The sequence below is a fragment of the Sphingobacterium sp. LRF_L2 genome, from assembly GCF_965644235.1.
In the GTDB taxonomy this organism is placed as follows: Bacteria; Bacteroidota; Bacteroidia; order Sphingobacteriales; family Sphingobacteriaceae; genus Sphingobacterium.
Genome location: NZ_CBFFRI010000013.1, coordinates 108,848 through 130,574, shown reverse-complemented (window position 1 = coordinate 130,574; position 21,727 = coordinate 108,848). Strand labels below are relative to the sequence as shown.

Below are 21,727 nucleotides of genomic sequence, written 5' to 3'. Positions count from 1 at the left end.
AGAATCGGATTTTTTCTTATCAAAAAAGATTAGAAATTTGAATATGGAAAAGTCACAAGAACTGATAAATTACGAACGTATTGCCTCAGCAATTACTTTTGTGCAACAAAATTTTAAGAGTCAACCTTCGCTATCACAAATTGCAGAACATGTCCATCTAAGTCCAGAACACTTCCAACGATTATTTCAAGAATGGGCTGGAACAAGTCCGAAGAAGTTTCTGCAATACACGAGTATTCAATATGCGAAGTCACTCCTCTCGAAAACAGAACAGACCTTATTTCAGGCCACTTTTCAAACAGGATTATCAAGTACCAGTCGTCTACATGATCTTTTTGTAAAAATAGAAGGAATGAGTCCTGCTGAATATAAAAACGGAGGAAGAAACCTAAAGATCTGCTATGCTCATTATTCTACCTTTTTAGGCCAGATCGTGATTGCATCCACCGAAAAAGGCATATGCTATGTCGCCTTCGACAATGAAGAGCAGGGGAGTTTACAAGAACTTATTAAAAAATTTCCAAATGCACTTTTCTCGGAAGAAGAGCGCCAAGAGCACCGCAGTGTCCTCTCCTTTTTTGAAAAAAATTGGTCAAATATCCAAGAAGTTAAATTGCATCTGCGAGGCACAGATTTCCAACTAAAGGTATGGGAAGCATTGTTAAAAATCCCAACAGGTCAATTAAACAGCTACCAACAAATAGCAACGCAAATAGGTCAAGAGAAAGCGTCACGTGCTGTAGGAACTGCCATAGGGAGTAACCCTATTGCTTTTCTTATTCCCTGCCATCGTGTTATTCAAACCTCCGGCCTGCTCGGTGGTTATCGTTGGGGCATGATAAGAAAATCCGTACTGATCGCTCTAGAGAGCGCACAACTAAACAAGGCCGCTGATGAAATTATTTGAAAATGAAGTCGATTCGACGAAGAACTTCCTGCCTTACGATGGGACAGTAAATTACTACGGTCCTCTATTTACGAAAGAACAAGCAGATGAATTAGAGCATCAGTTGTTCAACCAATTGGCCTGGGAAAATGACAAAGCGGTTATCTTTGGAAAACTCATTACTACAAAACGAAAAGTTGCCTGGTATGGCGATAGCGAATACAGATACACCTATTCTGGCATTCTTAAAGAGGCCTTAACGTGGCATCCATTACTTTTGGCTATTAAGCAAAAAGTAGAAGCATATATCGGTGAATCTTTCAATTCGTGCCTCTGCAATTTATATCATAATGGAGCAGAAGGTATGGCTTGGCACAGTGATGGCGAAAAAGATTTAAAAAAGCACGGGGCTATCGCCTCGCTAACATTTGGTGCTGAACGTAAGTTTGGTTTTAAACACAAGGAAACTAAAGAATCTCGTTATTTAGTTCTTGAACATGGAAGTCTTCTCGTTATGAAAGATGAAACACAAGATCATTGGCTACATCGCCTGCCCCCAACAACTAAAATAAACAAACCAAGGGTAAACTTAACCTTTCGACACATTGATAATTACTGATTATCAGCTAAATGTCAAGAGCCGCCGCATTTGTTAATTTACAATCATCTTCCACATTTCCTGATGCTTAATCAAAGTTTAACCTATTTTTTTCCTTAAATTGTCTATACAAAGATCGTATTAAAGTCAGCTAGATATGAACGGTCACTAGTTGCAAAACAAACAACAGGAATGCATAAAAGTAGAAATCCATCGCTAATTAGCATGAATTATTGAAAGCAGATATCGTCATGATATACATAGGGCAGAAAACAGTCAATTAGCTCATGGATATAGATGAAAGTAGACACAAACAAATAATATACATATGAAGAAGCTAGAAAATAAAGTCGCCATCGTTACTGGTGGAGCATCAGGAATAGGAAAAGCAATTGTGGACATTTTTGCTAAAGCCGGTGCAAAGGTAATCGCAGCAGATCTGAATGAAAAACTTGGACACGAGCTTGTTAATAGTCATGGTGAAGGAAATGTGGTATTTATCAAAGCCGATTCCTCTTCTCCTGAGGACAATAAAAAAATTGTCGACGCCGCAATAGAGAATTTTGGAGCTTTGCATATAGCGGTTAACAATGCCGGCGTAGGTGGAGCCTCAGCTACTGTTGGCGACTATCCCATAGATTCTTGGAACAAAGTCATCGATATCAATCTGAACGGTGTTTTTTATGGCATGCATTACCAATTACCTGAAATTGAAAAAGTAGGAGGCTCAATTATAAATATGGCTTCTATTTTAGGTAGCGTCGGCTTCGCGCAATCTTCCGCTTATGTTGCAGCGAAACACGGAGTTGTCGGACTTACAAAATCCGCCGCTTGGGAGTATGGAACAAAAGGAGTTCGAATCAATGCAATTGGTCCTGGTTTTATTGCTACGCCTCTTATAGAAGAGCATTTAGACCAAGAAACGCAAAAATATTTGGCGTCTCAGCACGCGATGCAACGATTGGGAACCCCTGAAGAAGTTGCGGAATTAGCGCTCTGGTTGGCCTCTGATAAATCTAGCTTTGTAACAGGATCTTACTATCCTGTCGATGGCGGATATTTAGCAAAATAAAAAGAATTTGTTGGCACTTTCGGTATATCACAAGTGCCAACAAATTACCTCTATTTATCGCTATATTTTAGTACTTCGGCAACAACAAAAGTGCTACCTCCGACAAAAATAAGATCTCCTTCCTCAAACGCTAACTTGGCAGCCTGCAATCCCTCCCATACGGAAGAAAAAGCACGACCTACTAACCCATATTTTTGAGCCTCATTAAACAAGTCAACGGATGACATCGAACGCGGCATATCCGGACTCGTGAAATAATAGTTTGCATCCGTCGGCAATTGTGGCAACATATGGCTCAAGTCTTTATCTCGCATCGCTCCGATAACGACATGAAGCTTACGATAAGATGTGTGGTTAAGATTATTGACAACCTCTCGAATTCCGTCTTCATTATGTCCTGTATCACAAATAATCCATGGAGACGTAGATAATGTTTGCCACCTACCCCTTAATCCGGTATTTGTCGACACATGGAGCAGACCATTTTGCACGCTGGTGTCATCAATATCCCAGCCCTGTTTCCGAAGTTCGTCAACGGCTGTCAAAACTCCAAGCAGGTTCTTTCGTTGGTAAAGGCCTGTCAATTCCATTGTCCACGTTTTCTTCTGATGTGCGTCTACCACACCGACACAAACTTCTAGGCCATGCGCTGAACGTTTGCTATCGATAATTTCTAGCCTGTCAGAAGCAAAACAGAGTGGAGATTCCATTTCAGCCGCCTTATTTTGAAAAACTTGGGCAACACTGTTGTCACGTTCAGAAACGATAACAGGAATATTTGACTTGATAATACCAGCTTTCTCAAATGCAATTTCCTGAACTGTATCTCCCAGCAAATTCATGTGATCCATTCCAATATTGGTAATCAACGAAAGTTCAGGACGGATAATATTAGTACTATCTAAACGACCTCCCAATCCCACTTCAATAATCGCAATATCAACATGCTCTTTCGCAAAATAGTCAAAAGCAAGCGCAACCGTAACTTCAAAGAAAGAAGGTTTAATTTCCTCAATCAATGGCTGATATTGTTGCACAAAACGAACAACCCGTTCTTCTTCGATCATATGACCATTGATGCGGATACGTTCCCTAAAATCGACGAGATGTGGAGATGTATATAGACCTGTCTTATATCCTGCAGAAGCAAGAATAGACGCTAACATATGAGAGGTAGAGCCTTTGCCATTCGTGCCCCCCACATGTAAAGATTTAAATTTTGTTTGGGGATTACCCAAGTGCGAGCAGAAACGTAGCGTATTATCCACATCCTTTTTTATTGCTGTCGCACCATCACGTGTAAACATGGTCAAACGAGCATAAAGATACTCGATTACCGCATCGTATGTGTTCATTTAAAAAGAACTATCTTAATTTGAAGTTGAAAACAATAACTCCTGTTTGGGAATCCGGTGCGTTAGGAAGTTGATTTAGACGAGCTCCCATAACAGCACGTTCACATTTTTCCAATAATGTACGACTTGAAATTGTCGTTCCTCTAACACCAGCCCTAGCATAAGTAATTATGCCTGATTTATTCACCTTAAACTCTACTGCCACCCGTCCAGCTTGTTGCCCATCATCCTGAATACTAGGACGCACTTCAAACCTTCTATTAGCAATAGTTAACATCATATTGCCATCACCAGAACCACCCTCACCATAATTACTTGCCAAAGGATCTCCTAGCGTACTGCCTTGGTTGCCTGCCGTAGTTCCGGTACCGTCTCCTGTTCCCTGTGCATTATTCTTTTTCCCTTTGTATAGCGCATTTGGGTTCACTGCAGGTTTTGCATCTTTCTTTTCTACCGTAGCAACATCCGCATTCGCTTTCACTGGCTTTTCATTTTTTGGTATTGCAGGTGCATCTTCAACATCCTGCGTAGCGACAACCTTGTCAGCCACCTGTTGAGAAGGTGTAGGAACCGGCGTTGTTGTAGGGTCTATCTTATCGGGTTTCACATTGTTCGCGTTTTCATCCATCGAAGGCTCATCCACACTCATATAATCATCTCCCATACCTTCGGGGGAGGTCCCATAATTAACAATAATCCCTCCCATACCGTATTGAGGGATGTCGCCACCAAATACAATAAAAAAACCTATCAATAAAAGAATTCCCATTACCGCCGTCGATAATCCAAGGGCCTTAGGTAAATTATTTTCCTCCTGTGATTGGTAATACATATTTATTAAATTAAAAACGCTAACTCACTAATCTATCCCTAATCTTTCTTCGGCTCCGTTGCCAAAACTAGTTTCACTTTATTCTTGTTTGCGACATCCATCACCGAAATGACATTTTGAATAGGCACTGAACTATCCGCATAAAGCATAATAGTTAATTCCTCACCATTCACGATCTGGCTCTGGATAAGTGGCTCAAGTTGCTCTAAACTAACGATCTGTTTATCGACATGATAAGCAAGATCGGCCGTAATAGAGACAGTCATTGTTTTTTTCGCGACAGATTGTTCACCAGCACTTGATTTTGGCAATAACAATTTGACTACTTGCGGATTAGACACTGCCGAAGCCAATAAGAAAAAAAGCATAAGGAAAAACATGATATCATTCAATGCTGCCGTATGTACTTCTGCCGTGGGCTTGTGTCGTCTATTTCTTAAATTCATTTTCCAACTAAAAAGTTAAAAGTAAAAACCTTTCAATTCCATAATTTCAAATTGAAGACGTCGTCTAGACGCCTGGTTCGTCCAATAAATCGATAAATTCTACAGAATCAGTTTCCATGCGAAGGATTAAACGCTCCACCATCATGTTAAGAACATGATAACCAATGTAAGCTAAAATACCTACTGTTAAACCACTCGCTGAAGCAATCATTTTTACATACAATCCTCCAGATACAGAACCAATATCAATTCCACCGGCCATTTCAACATCACGAAATATTTGGATAACCCCAAAGATAGTACCCACGAAACCTAGCATCGGAGCAATTCCGGCTACAATTCCCAAAATATTAATATTTTTCTCAAGCTTAGAAACTTCAAGCTTTCCAGCGTTCTCGATAGCTCCTTCTATATCTTTGATAGGTCTTCCTACACGAGCTAATCCCTTTTGCAACATTCTCGCTAAAGCCGAATTACTAGACCGACAGACTGCAATAGCAGCGTCCAAACGTCCCGACATAACATTACTCTTGATCTGAGACAACAGACCTGAATCTGATCTAGACGCTTTTCGTATGGTTATATAGCGTTCAAAAAAGATAACCAAAGCTAAAAATAAAAGGAAAACAATTGGAATCATAATCCAACCACCCTTCATCAACAACTGTATCAGATTTAGATTTTCATCTGTTGCCAACTGTACCGCTTGTTGTTGAACCGCGTTCACAGAATCCACCGTTAAATTCTCTTGCATCAATGACATACTCTTTAAATATATTTTTTATCAGGTTTTTAATTTAATTAATTTTATCAGGCCAAGCATCCTTAATTATGTGCTTTTGTACATATAATATAGCAGAATCTACTTGTTGCTTTGTCTCGTAAGAATCCCAAATAACTTTCTTTCTATTCTTAGCCATATTACTTGGTATAACACGAACCCTAGGATATCCCTTTTTGTGATAAGAATGCGCTTGTTGATAGGCCTGTTCTAATGTTTTATGAGAGCCTATAACAATTTGCCAGGTATGATGTTTAGGAACAAGAGCTTCATGCCCCTCATCAACCGATACTTTATCCTCTTGTATTGCTGTTGAATCCCCCAAGAAATCCTCCATCGACGTATCTTGTCCAGCCAAACTATCGGGAAAGAAGTCATCGACAAGGCTGTCCAATTTTTCCTCAGAAGAATCCACCAAGACCAACGGCTTTAAAGGTTCAACCTGCTTTCTATTGTAATAGTAGATTACAGCAAGAATACCCAAGGCCATTAGCGCAGTCAACAAGTACCATATTGTTTTGCTACGTCCTGTAGATTCAGCCGATGCTCCAATAGTTTCCGAAAATGGTTCGAAAGCCTCCGCTGCTACCGAAGGTGCCACCTCTGTTGTTAACGTAGGTTCTACAGCGGTATTGATTACATTTACTTCCTCTACTTGTTCAGGAACAGGTACTGGAGCAGGTATCTCTTCTTTAGAAGGCACTACCTTTAGACCTTCAACAGGTTCATAATTAAATCCAGAGAGATCCAATGCCTTAAAGACAAAGGCATCCCCGTAACTAACCAAATACCCAAGGTCATCTAACTTTGCTTGGCCATCTTCACGGATTTTTTGCAATAACTCCCTAACTGAAGCTACGACGAGTTTATCCGCTTCCAAACGATCTACAAGTTCTAGCTGAGTAACATATTGAACAAAATCATATCCTCTGTCACTCTTACTATCAAAATCAATATAACTGATAGGAGGAAGATAAACATTACGCTTAGCATCATATGTAGCAGGCGTATGATTACGCTTAAAAGATCCCAATCCAATGACATAGACTTCAGATTGCCTCTTTAAGAGATTATATACGTTTTTACCTAAATTCATCCACTGTTAAATTAACTGCAAAGTTATGATCTTCTATCTTTAAAATGAAAAATTTAAACCACCTAGTATATTAAATCCTAATTTTGGATAATAAAGATAGGTCTGATATTCTGTATTAAAGATATTATTTGCCTTTACAAATAGTCCCAATTGCTGCGTAGCTTTATACTCTGCTCCCGCACTCAAATCGAAAAATGAAGGTACTTGTTGTTTACTATACGGTACAGTAGTGTCTAACTCCCCGCTAGGAGTGTACGAATATGCTTTTGCATAAGAAATTCCATGGAATAGCGCTTCTGCGTCGATGTACAATTTCTCGGAAATATTAAACCTTGCATTAGCAGCCAACCGCATTTTCGGCGTATGCCAAACTTCTTGCTCTTGAGCCGCACTATATTGGTCTATGTTTAATCGTCCTCCCAAGTTCACGATTTTAGACAAACGAACATTAATCTCCCCTTCTAAACCAACGTGCTTGACCGCTTTATCACCATTACCATCGTAAACTACATCAAATCGGAAAGGCGTTTCTTCATTGTTGACGAACAACGGCATTCCCTCCAACTGACGGTAAATAGCCTTAATTTTATAACCAAAGGTAGCGCCAGCATTTCCTTTAATACCACCAAAGAAATTAAGACGCTCCACCATATTTTGAATACCAATCTCCGGCCCTAAAAATGGGTTCTGCCGAGCAAAGTCACGATACGAAGCTTTCTTTACACCGCCATTAACACCACCAAAAATGTGGAAATATTCAGGTGCCAAAGCAAAATCTATTTCTGCAGAAGGGAAAATATTAAAGCTTGTACTATCGCCAAACTCAGGAACAAAATTAGCCCCCAATGTAATGGCATAATTATCCCCTTTAAATCGGATATAAGGATTTATCGTGGCTAATGAATTCTTCGTCCGACCATTGTTCGCTACGTTATTCGTTCCATCTACATTATTAACATCTACACTTAGATTCGCCCCGATATTAAAGGTCTTTACGCGTTTATTAAAAAATGCAGAAAGGGCAACAGACGTTTCTTTAGCGTCAAATTTATCACTAAACGAATACGCATCTAGTTTAGCAGAGTAGCTAAAAGCATCCTCATTGTTGGGATCATAATTACTAGTCAGCTCTCCCGTAAAATAGATATCATTAAATGCCTGCTTCTCTGGAGTAGGGTTTATAGAAGTCACATTATCATTTGCCATCGGTATACCATAAAAATTAGTAGCATAACGATTATAGCCTATTAAACCATCAACAGTAAACTGTTCTAAAATACGACGGCCAAAAACCCCGACCTCTTGACGGGAAAATTTCTGCGCTTCTAAACTACCTTTCTGACTAAGATGCTTTACAAATCCACCAACACGCATATTCTCATATTCGTCATACGAGAAATAGCCTTCACCCAAAATGGTATTAAAATTTCCTAAGCCAAATTTCACATAATTGCTTCGTTGATCCATAGCCTGAGAAAAAGGAGTCTCCTGCACATTCAACTCTTTTAGACCGGTATTAATATCCAACTTCTTATCAGAAATATCGCCATAAGATAATTTCGGCATATAGCTTCGCTTATTCGTCATATCCGGACTTCTGCGGATTTTTACCGCATCAGCAAGAATAGGCTTATAATCACGTACGACATCAAAAGAATCTATCGTTACAGGCTTTTCAGGAGTAGTTTGTGCATAGCCCTCCACTCCTAACCCAAGCAACAACGCCACTATAGCGTAATTCTTAAATACTGTTTTATGCAATTTCATCATTCTTTCCTATTCTTGTTATTTCAGTTTTTCTAAACGAGACTTCGCTTCTTTCAGCACATCATCTTTATCATTATCGTAATTCTCAATCACACTCTCCAAAGTAGACTTTGCCTGGAATTTATCACCTTTTCCTTTGTATGCATCAGCCATAACAATAAATCCTTTCGCAACCCAATAATCATAGGATGAAAATGAGTTCGAAATATCGAAAGCCGATTCGATAGCTTTGTCGTATTGTTTCGCCTTTAATTGCTCTTCAGCAACTCGATATCTGGCTTCCGCACCTGTGACTGTCTTGCTTTTAAGTGCGGCCAAATTAAACTCTTTCAACGCATCAGCAGCCTTGTTGGTAGCCGCATAAGCCTTTCCTGCATAGAGATGTGCTAAAGCAATATCTTCTTCTGAAGATTTCTCATATCCCTTAACAAGTTGGGCATAATTCAGTGTCTCCACATAGTCTTTTATATTGAAGAAGCTAATCAATAAATTATTAATAGCGAATCCATAATTAGACTTATATTCGGAAGTAAGCTCTAGCTTTCTTAACACTTGCACGGCTTCATTATACGCCTTATTACGCAAATGCAGTTTAGCAACGCTGATTAATGTCTGTTCCGTATAAGCACTCGTCCAATCATTCATAATAATATTAAAATCATGGATAGCTTCTTTATCTTTTCCCAACTGGGCATAACTCTCGCCACGGATATAGCGCGCATACTTTTCCTGTATAGGTTTTGGGAACTTATCAAAGTACGCATTGATCGCCTCCACAGCACCTTGATAGTTTCCTCTATCAAACAAGGTTTTCGCTACACCAAATGTATGCGCATCCTGCTCGGCAGTACTCAAGTCTCCGATGTTGGTACTTGTCGCATACCGTATATAACCTGTAGCATCGCCTTTATCTAAATAGATATTCTCTATCGAGCGCATAGCTTGTTTAGCTTCGTCTGTTGTTGCATACTGATCAACTACCCGTTGAAAAGTAGCTAATGCCGCATTATTATCATCCTTATTATATTGGACCAGACCAATGGTCACCAAAGCACGAGGAACATAACTACTACGTGGGTATTGCTCAACCATCGCTTGCAACCCAGAAATAGCCCGGTCATAATCGCCCATCAAAAAATAAGTATAAGGAACCTCAAATGCCACATCATCGGCATAATTTGATTTCGGATATTGCTTTACTACGGCGTCTAATGTCGCTAGTTTGGCATTGTTATCACCTTGCAAGCCCTGTATTATCCCACGCTGGAACAACGCATAATCCTGACTAGGAGCTTTCGCACTGATCAGACGATTATACTGCTCTAAAGCTTTTCCATAATTTTTCATTCCGAAATAGGAATCAGCTAAACGTGCAATAGCATCATTACGTGTATTAATTTCAATACCGTCTTTACCTCCTGTTGCTAGGAAACGCTCAAAATAATTCGCAGCGGTGTTGTAACGATCGTTACGAAAAGCAGCATAGGCCAAAGCGTAATTCGCATAACTGTATACATCCGTTTTACGAGCGGCCGGTAGTTGCAAAAATTTATTAAAATTAGAAACAGATTCACCGTATTTTCGAACCTCATACATCGCTTCAGCTTTCCAATAAGTAGACAACGCATAAATCTCCTCATCGTATCTATTTGCTTCCGAACGCATGAACATAGAGATTGCATTTTCAAAAGCACGTTCATTATAGAATTCTAATCCGCGGTAGTAAGTTACCTTTTGATAAGCCGCATTAGCTTCCCGTCCTCTTTTCCCAAGACTTTCCAAGATATCTACTGCTGCACGGTAATTTTTTGTACTCAACAAAACCTCAGCCAATAGTGTCTTAGCTTCTTCCTGACGTTTATTCGGATAAGTGTCCAGATACTCTTGCGTTGCATCTAAAGCAACTTGATGAAATTCCAGTTCATAAGAGAGTTTCGCATAATTAAACAATCCCTCTTCTTTTAATTGAGGGTCAAAATCTAATTTAGACGCTCTGAAAAAGGCATTACGCGCACTTTGTTTATTACCCGTCTTAAGAAAAGAATCTCCCAACGTCACCATTGCACTTTGATAATAGGCGTCGGGTTCACTGAGCTTCTCCAATTCCTTGATTGCTTTCTCATAATCCCCAAGCTTGTACGCTATATAACCAATTTGATAACTATCTTGGTTATTTTGTGTTTTACCTTGATCTTGCGCCTGAAATTTATCGTAATACTCTTTAGATTTTTGCAGATCTCCCTTAATAAAATAGGTTGCTGCCACAATTCGGAATATTTCCGTTTCGTGCTCTTGCTTCGTGCGCTGTAATACAGGTAAGGCATAACTCAACACATCATCATAACGCTTATCTAAAAAGTAAAGCGCCGTAATATAATAGGGGTAACTATTTTCATACGTTTTGGAGCCTTCCAATCTTTCGAATTCGTTTAATGCAGTTTTATATTCTGCATCCAGATAACAGAGGTAAGCATAATAGTAAATAGAAGCTTCTTGATAAGGGCTTTTCTCGTCTTTTAATTTTTCAAAAAGAGGTTTCGACGCCTTAAAATCGTTGGTCATAAATTGACTATACGCCAATTTAAACCGATATTCTGTATTCTCGGCTCCGGCTAAATTTTTACTGTCTATCTTCTGGAACCATTCTATAGCTTTGGGGTAATCCTTTTTTTGATAATAGGATTTACCGATCTGGAAATAAGCAGCTTTTGAATTGGAGCTCGCTGGATAATCTTTTATGTATTTCAGAAACCGCGATTCCGCGTCCGAATCTCCCAGTTCAAGTGCACAAATGGCCTGATAAAAACGTACATTTTCCTTAATCAAGGTCAACTCTTCTGTATCATCCAATTGAAGCGTTGATTTGGTTCTAATATCCTCTACTCGATCAAATTGCTTAGCAGCTGAGCTGTATTTCCCTCGCTCAAACAACTCCATTCCAGACTTATAAGCATTGTTAATTTGCTGCCATGCGGTTTGTTGTGCAAACGAGACAGACCCCATTAAACTCAATGCCACTCCTACACCATAAATTTTCTTATTCATACTAATGAATTATTCAACAACTAATCTTCGTGTTAAAATCATTGATTGTCCCTCAAAAAAAGACACATCACTTCAGCATACTAAAATATAACTAAAGTTGCAGGTTTTCCTCAAAAGTTCTTAACATCTGTTGGTAACTGACTTTATAACGTAAATTTTACCTAAAAAAATATGCCTAACTAAAAAAAGTCAGGCATAATATTTAATTCGTTACACAATGCCCCTTATCCGCCGCGCTGACCAGCCAATAAATAAAGGACCGCCATCCGAACAGCGACTCCATTTTCTACCTGATCGAGAATAATAGAGTGCTTACTATCGGCAACATCCGATGTAATTTCCACACCTCGGTTTATTGGGCCTGGATGCATAATCGTAATTTCCTTATCCAGAGAATCGAGAATCTCCTTATTTAAACCATATAGCATCGAATACTCTCTTAGAGACGGAAAGTATGCGATATCTTGACGTTCCAATTGAATACGAAGCATATTCGCAACATCACACCAATTCAATGCTTTGCGCAAATCATGTTCAATCTTTACACCTAATGAAGCAATATACTTAGGAATTAAAGTCGTTGGACCACAAACCATCACCTCCGCCCCTTGTTTTTGCAAACATAGGATATTGGAAAGTGCAACTCTTGAATGCAAAACATCACCAATGATCGCTACTTTACGTCCGGCCATATCACCATACCGCTCCCGGATAGAGAAGGAATCCAGCAATGCCTGCGTAGGATGTTCATGTGCACCATCGCCAGCGTTAACAATCTGTGCATTGACATGCTTACTTAAAAACACTCCTGCTCCAGCATACGGATGCCGCATAACAATCATATCGACCTTCATGGCCAAAATGTTGTTAACTGTATCAATAAGCGTCTCTCCTTTACTAACGGATGAGGAAGAAGCTGCAAAATTAATGGTATCTGCAGAAAGTCTTTTCTCAGCAAGCTCAAAAGACAACCTTGTGCGCGTTGAATTTTCAAAGAAAACGTTCGCAATAGTAATGTCTCGAAGAGAAGGAACCTTTTTTATCGGTCTATTCAATACTTCCTTAAAATTTGCAGCTGTATCTAAAATTAACTGAATATCATTTTCATTTAAGTCTTTTATACCCAGAAGGTGTTTCGTGCTTAACTGCTCGGTTGTTGTTGACATGTTATTAAGGTTTTCTATCGCTTTATTTAGTTTCTGTAACAAGCACAATACTATCATCGGTATCGATTTCCTTCCAACTCACAATAACTTTCTGTGAATCGATTGAATCGACTTGAATTCCGATATAATCCGGCTGGATAGGAATTTGTCTAGAAAAACGTCTATCTACCAGAACCAGCAGTTCCATTTTTCCAGGTCTACCGAATGCCTGTATTGCATCCATCGCCGATCGAATAGTACGTCCGGTCCATAGCACATCATCTATCAGTATGACATTTCTATTTTCAACAATAAAGTCGATAACCGTACTATTTGCGGCTAAGGGACTGGAGCCCTTCATGCGGAAGTCATCTCTGTAGAAGGTAATATCAAGGGTACCAAGCTGCACATTGTCACCTGTCATATCAAAAATTTCTTTCTGAATACGCTTTGCTAAATATGTACCTCTGGGTTGAATTCCGATTAAAACGGCATTGGAAAAATCGCCATGATTCTCAATCAATTGTTGACAAAGTCGTTTGATTGTTATCTGAAATTTGGCTCCTTCTAATAAAATCGATTGTTTCATTATGGGAATATTTGAGCAAACTTACGTTATTTTTTCGAAACATAGTATATGTTTTAGCGAACAATTCTCAACAAAACCATGGGTAACAAAGCATACAGCGCTCAGTTAAAACGAAATAAGCATAAAACAATAATAAAAAAAGGCAATCTGTGAAGATTGCCTTTTTTTATTATTGTTCAGCCTGTTCAAAATAATGTCGATAAGTATTAAACAACTCGTCTACCTGTTTCTTCATTTCAGGCTGATCAATTTGATCTAACAACTGTTTATACCTTTGTATCGAGGCCAATCCGAACCGCATATTCCGATATTCTAAATTTGACTTAGTTTCAGCTATGGTTTCATAATAGGACATATTCTCTCGGATAAAATCCAGGTTCCGTTTGGTAATCTCATTTGCTTTAGCGACTTCACCAACTTTATACATCACCTCTAAAAGAGGAACATAACTCATCACTTCAGACATCAAATAAGCACGCTTAGGCATATTATCGTAAGCATTTATCACCAATTTTTTAGCCTTGTCTATTTCCCCTGCCGCTACTAACTGCTGTGCAGTCTGTCCGTAGATAGTGCCGACATACATACTAATATACCGATAAGAATCTGGATCAACATACGATGCCTTACCAATATTACCCCAAGAGAACTTATTCATAATATTATCATAAGTCTGGTCAACATTTTCCACTGCACTTTGTTCGCCTTCTTTCAATCCAAAATCCACAGGCATCAAGCGATAAGCAAACCCTTCGCTTACTAAGTAACGATCTAATCCCATATAGTTTTCTTCTGGGGTAGTAATCGTGAAATAGATTGGTCTTTTCCAATTGTTATTTGCCAAAATCGCTAACATCGACAATTCTGCACGGCTGACGTAATTAAGGCTATAGGTCCATCGCATCGTATCTACAACGGCTGCATCCCATTCTTTAGGCACTACTTTGTTTGCCAACACAGCTTGTTTATCAACAGCAAGTTCCATCTTTTTCGTTGGCAAGAGATTCACATATTCACCACTTTGCAGTTGTGCTTTATTTTGCGGATTGTCTGACAACATTACCTTCACAAGGTCCTGAACAGGCACATAACCTGGTATTTTATAATCCTGATAATAGATTACATCGCGCACCCCATCTTTAATCAACTCAGGGTCAATCTGAATCGGCAACGCATCCGCATCATTTACCTTATCCATCATTTGCTTCATGTACCAATCCGCACTCAACAAACTCAAATTCACGACACGAACATCCGTTCTGAAACCCTCTACCTCCTGTACATACCACAGCGGATAAGTATCGTTATCCCCGTAACTAAACAGAATGGCATTAGGCGCACAAGATTCAAGATAGTTCCGAGCCATATCACGAGCCAGTGTTTTTTCGGATCGATTATGATCGTCATAATTCTGTGCGATGAGGATGACAGGACCAGCCAAAACACCTATAGCTGCCGCTGTATACCCGGCTACTTTAGCATTTGTTTTCTTACTCAGAAAATCCGCAATCGCTAATACGCCAAGCCCTATCCAAATACTAAACGCATAAAAAGAACCTGCATAAGCGTAATCCCGTTCGCGGGGTTGAAGAGGCGTCTGATTCAAATAAAGAACAATCGCTATACCAGTAAAGAAGAATAGCAAACCAACAACGCCTGCATCACGTTGTTTTTTTCCAAAATGCCAAAACGCACCCAAAAGCCCTATAATCAATGGAAGAAAGAAGTAGGTATTTCTGGATGGATCACTTTTCGCAGAAGATGGCAGGTTGTTCTGTCCACCGATCAAAGCATTATCAATTGGTTTAATCCCACTTACCCAATTTCCCTCTGTAAAGGATCCATGCCCTTGTTGGTCGTTTTGACGACCCGCAAAATTCCATAACAAATAACGTCCATACATATGGCCAATTTGATATCCAAAGAAGAATTTCAAATTATCAGCAAAAGAAGGAGCCTCATCCGGGCCTAAACCTAAATATTCTCTATAGTAATCTGGGTGTCCCCCTTTATCACTATAGATACGAGGAAACAGCGTTTCTTTATCGTAGGTATAAACAGGATTACGTTTTGCAACCACATATTTATCACCATCTTTCCGGTAAATTTTCTTTCCTTCCTCCATACCCGTAGGTTTAGAGTCAAAAAAACGTCCCTTAAACAAAGGCTCATCACCATACTGTTCCCTATTGAGGTAACTTAAGAAAGAAAAGGCATTATCTGGATCACTATTGTTTAATGTAGGATTAGCCTTCGCCCGAATCATAATCATTGCAAACGAGCTATACCCGAGAAGAATAAAAGCTGTACTAATTAAAGCGATATTCAACAATGGTTTAGTCTTCTTAATCGAATAATAAATACCGTATGTTATTCCGCCAATAACCAATAGCGCAAAAACTGCAGCCCCATATCCAAAACCTGTACCTAGCGAATTCACAAAAAATAAATCGAAGTAGGCCGCGATTTTGATTGAATATTGTATAACCCCCCATAGAATTACACCTAAGATCACCACGCCCAACACGAAAGCCTTTAGAATACCGGCACTTGTACTTTCCTTAGCTTTTCTAAAATAAATAACCAAAGCAATAGCTGGAATAACCAAAAGGTTCAGCAAATGCACGCCAATAGAAAGCCCCATGACATAAGCGATAAAAACAAGCCATCTATCTGCTTGCGGCTCGTCGGCTCGGGCCTCCCATTTTAAGATACCCCAAAAAACGACAGCTGTACACAAGGAAGACATCGCGTATACCTCTGATTCGACCGCTGAAAACCAAAATGTATCGGTAAAGGCATAAGCTAGTGCCCCTACAACACCCGAAGACAACACAAGGAATAATTGCGTTGAGGAAAGAGAAGCTTCTCGCGAATTACCAACGAAAATTTTACGCCCCAACGCTGTGATCGTCCAAAAAAGAAAAAGAATAGTCAATCCACTGCTTACGGCAGAGCCCATATTCATCCAGAAGGCAATTCTGGATCCGTCTCCCATGGCCAAATTAGAAAATACATTTTGTACCATTAAAAACAAAGGCGCCCCAGGTTGGTGAACGATTTGCATCTTAAAAGCAGAGGCAATAAACTCACCACAATCCCACCAACTTACTGTACGTTCGAGCGTCATCACATAGACAATCGTGGCTATGGCTGCACAAACCCATCCCAAAAGGTTGTTAATCTTATTGTAATTCATTCTATATTGATAAGGTTATCCTATTTATGGCTCGAAAATAAGGAATACAAATCGACTATTAAACATTATTTACACATTTTAACGAAAGTTTTTGCAAAAAAGACCAGACAAAGAAAAAGAAGGCCTTCTCACAGGATGCGAGAAGGCCACAAAAAATATCACACTGAAAATCAGCCATGATAGCTCCATAAGCAAAAAAAGTTTTGGAAGTAATAAAATCTGCCGTATATTTGCATCGTCAAAACAAACAAACACAGTCTTGACAGCATGATTGTCCGATAGTATAAGGGTAGTACAAGTGATTTTGGTTCATTTAGTCTTGGTTCGAATCCAGGTCGGACAACAAAGAGGAGAGCGTAAAACTCTCCTCTTTTGTTTTATGCAGTGATACATTATGTTCTAAAAAATTGCAAAGCATCCTATTTTGTTTTCACAAACATTTGGCTAACTTTGCGACCATATAAAGAGCTGGTCTGTAGATAAAAATTGTCCGATAGTATAAGGGTAGTACAAGTGATTTTGGTTCATTTAGTCTTGGTTCGAATCCAGGTCGGACAACTTTCTAGATCATCTTTTAAAGAATTGGAAATATTGAGTAATCCAACATAAAATCACGCATAATGCCTTTGCAATTTAACACGGTAAAACTGTTCGCTGGGTCAGGAACAGTCGAGTTGGCAGAAAAAATCTCCAAATCGTACGGTAAGCCCTTGGGTAGCAAAACTCTCTCGAAATTTAGCGACGGAGAAATCCAACCATTTTACAATGAGTCCGTACGTGGAAGTGACGTTTTCCTTGTACAATCCACCAACCAACCAACCGACAATCTTCTAGAGCTTTTAATGATGATTGATGCCGCCAAAAGAGCGTCAGCACACTACATTACAGCGGTAGTCCCCTACTTTGGTTTTGCTCGTCAAGACAGGAAAGACAAACCACGTGTCGCGATAGGAGCTAAATTGATTGCGAATTTAATAACTGCTGCTGGCGCACATCGTATCATGACGATGGATCTTCATGCGGCTCAAATTCAAGGTTTTTTTGATATCCCTGTTGATCACTTAGATGGTTCGATTATTTTCGTACCTTATATAAAATCATTAAATCTTCCGAATCTCACTATAGCATCTCCTGATATGGGTGGCTCATATCGTGCGCGTACATTCGCTAAATTCTTTAATGCGGAAGTAATTATCTGTGATAAAAGGCGCAAAAGAGCGAATGAAATCGAATCGATGTCTATCATCGGAGAAGTAAAAGGGCAAGATGTAGTTTTAATTGATGACATTTGCGACACTGCAGGAACATTATCAAAAGCAGCAGCGCTGATTATGGAAAACGGGGCTAATTCAGTAAGAGCAGTATGTACCCATGCTGTATTTTCGGGTAAGGCTTATGAAACCATAGAAAACTCCGTATTAACAGAGATGATTGTCACAGACACTATCCAACTTGATCCAGAAAAATCACAGCTTTGCAGCAAAATAAAACTTCTTTCAACAGCTGATTTATTTGCAAATGCTATAAAAAATGTAAACGAGCATGGTTCTATTTCGGATTTATTCACGATTGAATAACCTAGCCATCAGTTCAATGATAAAAAAAGGATGATTTCATAAAATCATCCTTTTTTTATTTTTTACAAAAAAAAACTTATTTTTGCACCTCAAATTTAATTAAATATAAAAATGAAATCAATTGCTATTAGCGGTTCTGCTAGACAGAACGTAGGGAAAAGAGATGCGAAAGAGTTGCGTTACGAAGGACAAATTCCAGCGGTACTTTACGGAGGTAAAGAACAAACTCACTTTTCTGTATCCGCAGCTGATTTGAAACCAGTTCTTTATACACCAGATGTTGTATTTGTAGAATTGGAAATCAACGGCAAAAAATCAAGAGCTATCGTTCAAGAGGCACAATTCCACCCTCTAACTGACCTTGTTACACACGTTGACTTCTTAGAGTTATTCGATGACAAAGCAGTATCTGTAAACATTCCTATTAAATTGACAGGAACTTCTCCAGGTGTTAAAATGGGGGGTAAATTAGTTCAGAAATTACGTAGTCTTCGTGTAAAAGCATTACCAAACGCTCTTCCTCAAGAGATCGAAGTACCAATGGAATCTTTGGAAGTTGGTAAATCATTCCGCGTAGGTCAAGTAAAATTAGAGAATGCAGCAGTATTGAATAACGCTGATGATACAATCGTATCAGTTATCATGTCTCGTGCATTACGTCAAGCTGAACAAGAGGCTGCAAAAGCTTCAAAAGGCGGTAAAAAATAATTTAATCTACAAAAGATTAACCAAAAGGCACCGGATATCCGGTGCCTTTTTTTATAGCTCATATTTTTATATTTTTGCAGCCATGAATTACTTAATTGTAGGACTCGGTAATATTGGAAAAGAATACGAAGACACTCGTCACAACATAGGGTTTATCGTCGTAGATGAAGTTGCAAAACAAGCGAGCACAAGTTGGTCACTTCTCAAACTAGCTTATTATTCAGAATTTAAGCAAAGAGGCCGAAATGTGTACCTAATAAAACCAACGACGTTCATGAACCTTAGCGGAAAGGCTGTCAATTATTGGATGCAGCAATTGAAAGTTCCCATAGAAAATGTACTCGTTATCGTAGATGATCTCGCCATCCCTTTTGGTTCGCTACGAATCAAACCAAAAGGATCTGCTGCGGGACATAATGGACTCCGCTCTATAGAAGCAACCTGTGGTGGGCAGAATTACCCACGACTCCGATTCGGCATTGGAGACAACTACCCCAAAGGAAGACAAGTTGATTATGTCTTGGGGCCTTTTGACAAAGAGGAACAAAAAGATCTTCCAGCACTGATCGAACATGCAACCAAAATGGTGCAAAGCTTCGTTAATATTGGAATAGAACTGACCATGACAAATCTCAATACAAAGTAAAAGGAATACCGGTCAATAGCTAAATCGGCGGTATTCCTTTTCCATATTTTCAGGCGCGGAGCGCCTCCTTCACAAGTAAATTAATCGCCGTAAGAATGTTATTTACGTTCGATATAGGGAGAAGAGTTTTTAGATGGATCCACAATAAGTTCTATTCGACGTTGTCCATTATATATCGAAACAAAACTACCTCGATTCCTATTCTTATTTCCATCTGTAAGCGATAATACACCCATCACATTTTTAGGCAGATTACTATTTCTTTCTGTGAGATCTGTAGCGCTCAATTGAGAAACCTCTTCTGCTTTAATTTTTTTCAAATCAGCTTCGTTAGCTATCTTGCCATTGATAATCAATACAAAATCAGCTTTGAGGTCTATATTAGAACGATTATCATCTAAAAATTTCTTCAATTTTTCTGCATCAGATTCGTTGACTTTTTGAATATTGTCAAACGTTACATTGTCCATCTTTTTTCCAACAACAACAATCTCTTTAGCTCCGGTATGCCCTTCATTCTTCAAGTCACTAGTCGAATTAGATTGTTTTGATTTTGTTGTAATCAAAATGACACCATCCACCGCTCTGTTACCATATATCGATTTTCCTTTTGTATCCTTAAGCACCTCAACACTTTCGATTGTATTGGGATCAATTTTATTTATACCCGTAAATCCATTCTCCTGAGGTACACCATCGATGACATACAATACACCCTTTTTGATCGTATTAGTCTGATCAGCATGTTTGGTCGTAATTTCAATCACGCCATCTTTTGCCTCTTGCCCATAGATACTAACGGTTTTCGCCTCGGTTTTCCAAACAGCCATTTCCTTAATATCTTCAGGATTTAGGTCTTTAATTTCGAAATCCCTACCTTTTCGTACTCCGTCCACAACCAACAAAGGACGTTTTACACTATCTGGAGACGTTCTTATAAAAACTAATGGCTCGCCCTCCGTTTTCCTCGTCATCGTATCGATTTCTAAGGTATCCGTTCCAAGTACTTCCATCAGGGCCGCTCCTGCCTCTCCACCCATCTTTACCTTCAGCAGAGAATCTGGCTTTAAAATAGTCTGTAAATTTGTTTCTTTCACCAGACTTACCGCTTCCTCTATCGTGTCATCCGCTTTACTTACTGTAAATGCCCCTGCCGAAAAAATAATGATCGGAAGCAGGAAAGCATACTTGCTCAACTGGATCTTCGATGATCTCTTTTTGTTCATCATCATAATGCGCTTTTTTAAAAGTTTAAAATTAAATTGATTACTAATGCTTACCGAAGCCCCATGCTTCGATACTTGCAGCAAAGAATACTGATAGGCTTGCCGATCCGCCCCCTTGTCTAGCACCTGTTGATCAGTCAGGAATTCTAAATTTTGACGCACAGCTCTGCGCATGAGCCATACGAAGGGATTATACCAACATCCTATCAGCAACATCTCAAACAGCAGGATATCCAAACTATGAAGGCCTTTCACGTGGATATCTTCATGTTTGAAAATATCATAAAGCTCCACCTCTCGATGTTGCTCTTTATGTAAATAGATTTTATTTAAAAACGAAAATGGAACAATAGGGAACAACACATGTCGATACATATAATTTCTCCATGAAGCGTCAACAGAACGCAAATGTATACGTAACAAACTACCGAGTTGTATCCCCAAACGTATGGTAAACCACAATATGCCAAGAGCTACAAACAAATAAATCAAGTGTTCCAATGTATAGGCTGTAGACTTTTCATTTACGGGTTGTAACAAAGGCAACAAATCAATCCATTCCCCTACTGGCTCAATATGTCTTTGAAAGAGCGACTTGATATCCAAAAAAGGATAAGTCAGCGCGAAGACTACCGCAAACAAGAAATAGTATCTATTTAAGTTATAGAAGGTCAACGTTTTCAATAAAAGGACGTAACCTCCATACACAACCGCCAGTAGAATGTTTACCTGTAAAATATAAGCAAATAGGGAATCCAT

The 21,727-nt window shown here is 39.1% G+C and carries 17 protein-coding genes; 6 read left to right on the top strand and 11 right to left on the bottom strand.

The window, feature by feature from the left end; translation table 11 throughout:
• Window positions 1-43 precede the first annotated feature (43 nt).
• From ACSZOX_RS21810 to ACSZOX_RS21800, 3 genes are all read left to right on the top strand, one after another.
• Window positions 44-907, top strand: a complete 864-nt coding sequence (locus ACSZOX_RS21810) for a bifunctional transcriptional activator/DNA repair enzyme AdaA (protein WP_437922334.1) — start codon at window positions 44-46, stop codon at window positions 905-907.
• On the top strand, window positions 894-1,505 hold the full coding sequence (locus tag ACSZOX_RS21805; protein ID WP_437922333.1) for an alpha-ketoglutarate-dependent dioxygenase AlkB family protein: 612 nt from the start codon (window positions 894-896) through the stop codon (window positions 1,503-1,505). Before ACSZOX_RS21810 ends, ACSZOX_RS21805 begins: the two co-directional genes overlap by 14 nt.
• 307 nt (window positions 1,506-1,812) lie before the next feature.
• Window positions 1,813-2,556 carry an SDR family NAD(P)-dependent oxidoreductase gene (locus ACSZOX_RS21800; protein WP_437922332.1) on the top strand — a complete coding sequence of 248 codons (744 nt, stop codon included), beginning with the start codon at window positions 1,813-1,815 and terminating at the stop codon, window positions 2,554-2,556.
• 50 nt (window positions 2,557-2,606) lie between these two features.
• Here the strand turns inward: ACSZOX_RS21800 and ACSZOX_RS21795 are convergent, their stop codons facing one another.
• From ACSZOX_RS21795 to ACSZOX_RS21750, 10 genes are all read right to left on the bottom strand, one after another.
• The gene (locus ACSZOX_RS21795; RefSeq protein WP_437922331.1) at window positions 2,607-3,911 is read right to left on the bottom strand and encodes a bifunctional folylpolyglutamate synthase/dihydrofolate synthase; all 1,305 of its coding nucleotides are present in this window, start codon (window positions 3,909-3,911) and stop codon (window positions 2,607-2,609) included.
• A 10-nt stretch (window positions 3,912-3,921) separates the two neighbouring features.
• On the bottom strand, window positions 3,922-4,743 hold the full coding sequence (locus ACSZOX_RS21790; protein ID WP_437922330.1) for an energy transducer TonB: 822 nt from the start codon (window positions 4,741-4,743) through the stop codon (window positions 3,922-3,924).
• Window positions 4,744-4,781: 38 nt separating this feature from the next.
• Window positions 4,782-5,189, bottom strand: coding sequence for an ExbD/TolR family protein (locus ACSZOX_RS21785; protein ID WP_437922329.1), 408 nt, complete (start codon window positions 5,187-5,189; stop codon window positions 4,782-4,784).
• Window positions 5,190-5,253: 64 nt separating this feature from the next.
• On the bottom strand, window positions 5,254-5,943 hold the full coding sequence (locus ACSZOX_RS21780; protein WP_437922328.1) for a MotA/TolQ/ExbB proton channel family protein: 690 nt from the start codon (window positions 5,941-5,943) through the stop codon (window positions 5,254-5,256).
• A gap of 43 nt (window positions 5,944-5,986) precedes the next feature.
• On the bottom strand, window positions 5,987-7,066 hold the full coding sequence (locus ACSZOX_RS21775; protein ID WP_437922327.1) for a hypothetical protein: 1,080 nt from the start codon (window positions 7,064-7,066) through the stop codon (window positions 5,987-5,989).
• A 39-nt stretch (window positions 7,067-7,105) separates the two neighbouring features.
• Window positions 7,106-8,836 (bottom strand): hypothetical protein, encoded by a 1,731-nt coding sequence (locus ACSZOX_RS21770; protein WP_437922326.1) that lies wholly within the window; start codon window positions 8,834-8,836, stop codon window positions 7,106-7,108.
• 15 nt (window positions 8,837-8,851) lie between these two features.
• Window positions 8,852-11,878, bottom strand: coding sequence for a tetratricopeptide repeat protein (locus ACSZOX_RS21765; protein ID WP_437922325.1), 3,027 nt, complete (start codon window positions 11,876-11,878; stop codon window positions 8,852-8,854).
• 224 nt (window positions 11,879-12,102) lie between these two features.
• Window positions 12,103-13,044: an aspartate carbamoyltransferase catalytic subunit gene (locus tag ACSZOX_RS21760; RefSeq protein ID WP_437922324.1), complete on the bottom strand. Its 942-nt coding sequence runs from the start codon at window positions 13,042-13,044 to the stop codon at window positions 12,103-12,105.
• Between the two features lie 22 nt (window positions 13,045-13,066).
• Window positions 13,067-13,612, bottom strand: coding sequence for a bifunctional pyr operon transcriptional regulator/uracil phosphoribosyltransferase PyrR (pyrR, locus tag ACSZOX_RS21755; protein ID WP_437922323.1), 546 nt, complete (start codon window positions 13,610-13,612; stop codon window positions 13,067-13,069).
• 169 nt (window positions 13,613-13,781) lie between these two features.
• Window positions 13,782-16,811 carry a glycosyltransferase family 117 protein gene (locus tag ACSZOX_RS21750; protein ID WP_437922322.1) on the bottom strand — a complete coding sequence of 1,010 codons (3,030 nt, stop codon included), beginning with the start codon at window positions 16,809-16,811 and terminating at the stop codon, window positions 13,782-13,784.
• 620 nt (window positions 16,812-17,431) lie between these two features.
• Between ACSZOX_RS21750 and ACSZOX_RS21745 the strand changes: the two genes are divergently transcribed.
• The 3 genes from ACSZOX_RS21745 to pth all read left to right on the top strand — a co-directional run bounded on the left by ACSZOX_RS21745 (window position 17,432) and on the right by pth (window position 19,742).
• Window positions 17,432-18,388 (top strand): ribose-phosphate pyrophosphokinase, encoded by a 957-nt coding sequence (locus ACSZOX_RS21745; RefSeq protein WP_437922321.1) that lies wholly within the window; start codon window positions 17,432-17,434, stop codon window positions 18,386-18,388.
• Window positions 18,389-18,499: 111 nt separating this feature from the next.
• Entirely contained in the window at window positions 18,500-19,096 is a 597-nt protein-coding gene (locus ACSZOX_RS21740; RefSeq protein ID WP_437922320.1) for a 50S ribosomal protein L25/general stress protein Ctc, read from the top strand.
• Window positions 19,097-19,178: 82 nt separating this feature from the next.
• Entirely contained in the window at window positions 19,179-19,742 is a 564-nt protein-coding gene (gene pth, locus ACSZOX_RS21735; RefSeq protein ID WP_437922319.1) for an aminoacyl-tRNA hydrolase, read from the top strand.
• Window positions 19,743-19,840: 98 nt separating this feature from the next.
• On the opposite strand, the gene ACSZOX_RS21730 is transcribed toward pth, so the two are convergent.
• Complete coding sequence (locus ACSZOX_RS21730; RefSeq protein WP_437922318.1) at window positions 19,841-21,727, bottom strand: TonB-dependent receptor plug domain-containing protein; 1,887 nt, start codon at window positions 21,725-21,727, stop codon at window positions 19,841-19,843.

Coding starts and splice junctions, on each gene's coding strand:
- ACSZOX_RS21810 (WP_437922334.1), top strand. CDS start 44: ATGGAAAAGTCACAAGAACTGATAAATTACGAACGTATTGCCTCAGCA.
- ACSZOX_RS21805 (WP_437922333.1), top strand. CDS start 894: ATGAAATTATTTGAAAATGAAGTCGATTCGACGAAGAACTTCCTGCCT.
- ACSZOX_RS21800 (WP_437922332.1), top strand. CDS start 1,813: ATGAAGAAGCTAGAAAATAAAGTCGCCATCGTTACTGGTGGAGCATCA.
- ACSZOX_RS21795 (WP_437922331.1), bottom strand. CDS start 3,911: ATGAACACATACGATGCGGTAATCGAGTATCTTTATGCTCGTTTGACC.
- ACSZOX_RS21790 (WP_437922330.1), bottom strand. CDS start 4,743: ATGTATTACCAATCACAGGAGGAAAATAATTTACCTAAGGCCCTTGGA.
- ACSZOX_RS21785 (WP_437922329.1), bottom strand. CDS start 5,189: ATGAATTTAAGAAATAGACGACACAAGCCCACGGCAGAAGTACATACG.
- ACSZOX_RS21780 (WP_437922328.1), bottom strand. CDS start 5,943: ATGCAAGAGAATTTAACGGTGGATTCTGTGAACGCGGTTCAACAACAA.
- ACSZOX_RS21775 (WP_437922327.1), bottom strand. CDS start 7,066: ATGAATTTAGGTAAAAACGTATATAATCTCTTAAAGAGGCAATCTGAA.
- ACSZOX_RS21770 (WP_437922326.1), bottom strand. CDS start 8,836: ATGATGAAATTGCATAAAACAGTATTTAAGAATTACGCTATAGTGGCG.
- ACSZOX_RS21765 (WP_437922325.1), bottom strand. CDS start 11,878: ATGAATAAGAAAATTTATGGTGTAGGAGTGGCATTGAGTTTAATGGGG.
- ACSZOX_RS21760 (WP_437922324.1), bottom strand. CDS start 13,044: ATGTCAACAACAACCGAGCAGTTAAGCACGAAACACCTTCTGGGTATA.
- pyrR (WP_437922323.1), bottom strand. CDS start 13,612: ATGAAACAATCGATTTTATTAGAAGGAGCCAAATTTCAGATAACAATC.
- ACSZOX_RS21750 (WP_437922322.1), bottom strand. CDS start 16,811: ATGAATTACAATAAGATTAACAACCTTTTGGGATGGGTTTGTGCAGCC.
- ACSZOX_RS21745 (WP_437922321.1), top strand. CDS start 17,432: ATGCCTTTGCAATTTAACACGGTAAAACTGTTCGCTGGGTCAGGAACA.
- ACSZOX_RS21740 (WP_437922320.1), top strand. CDS start 18,500: ATGAAATCAATTGCTATTAGCGGTTCTGCTAGACAGAACGTAGGGAAA.
- pth (WP_437922319.1), top strand. CDS start 19,179: ATGAATTACTTAATTGTAGGACTCGGTAATATTGGAAAAGAATACGAA.
- ACSZOX_RS21730 (WP_437922318.1), bottom strand. CDS start 21,727: ATGGATTCCCTATTTGCTTATATTTTACAGGTAAACATTCTACTGGCG.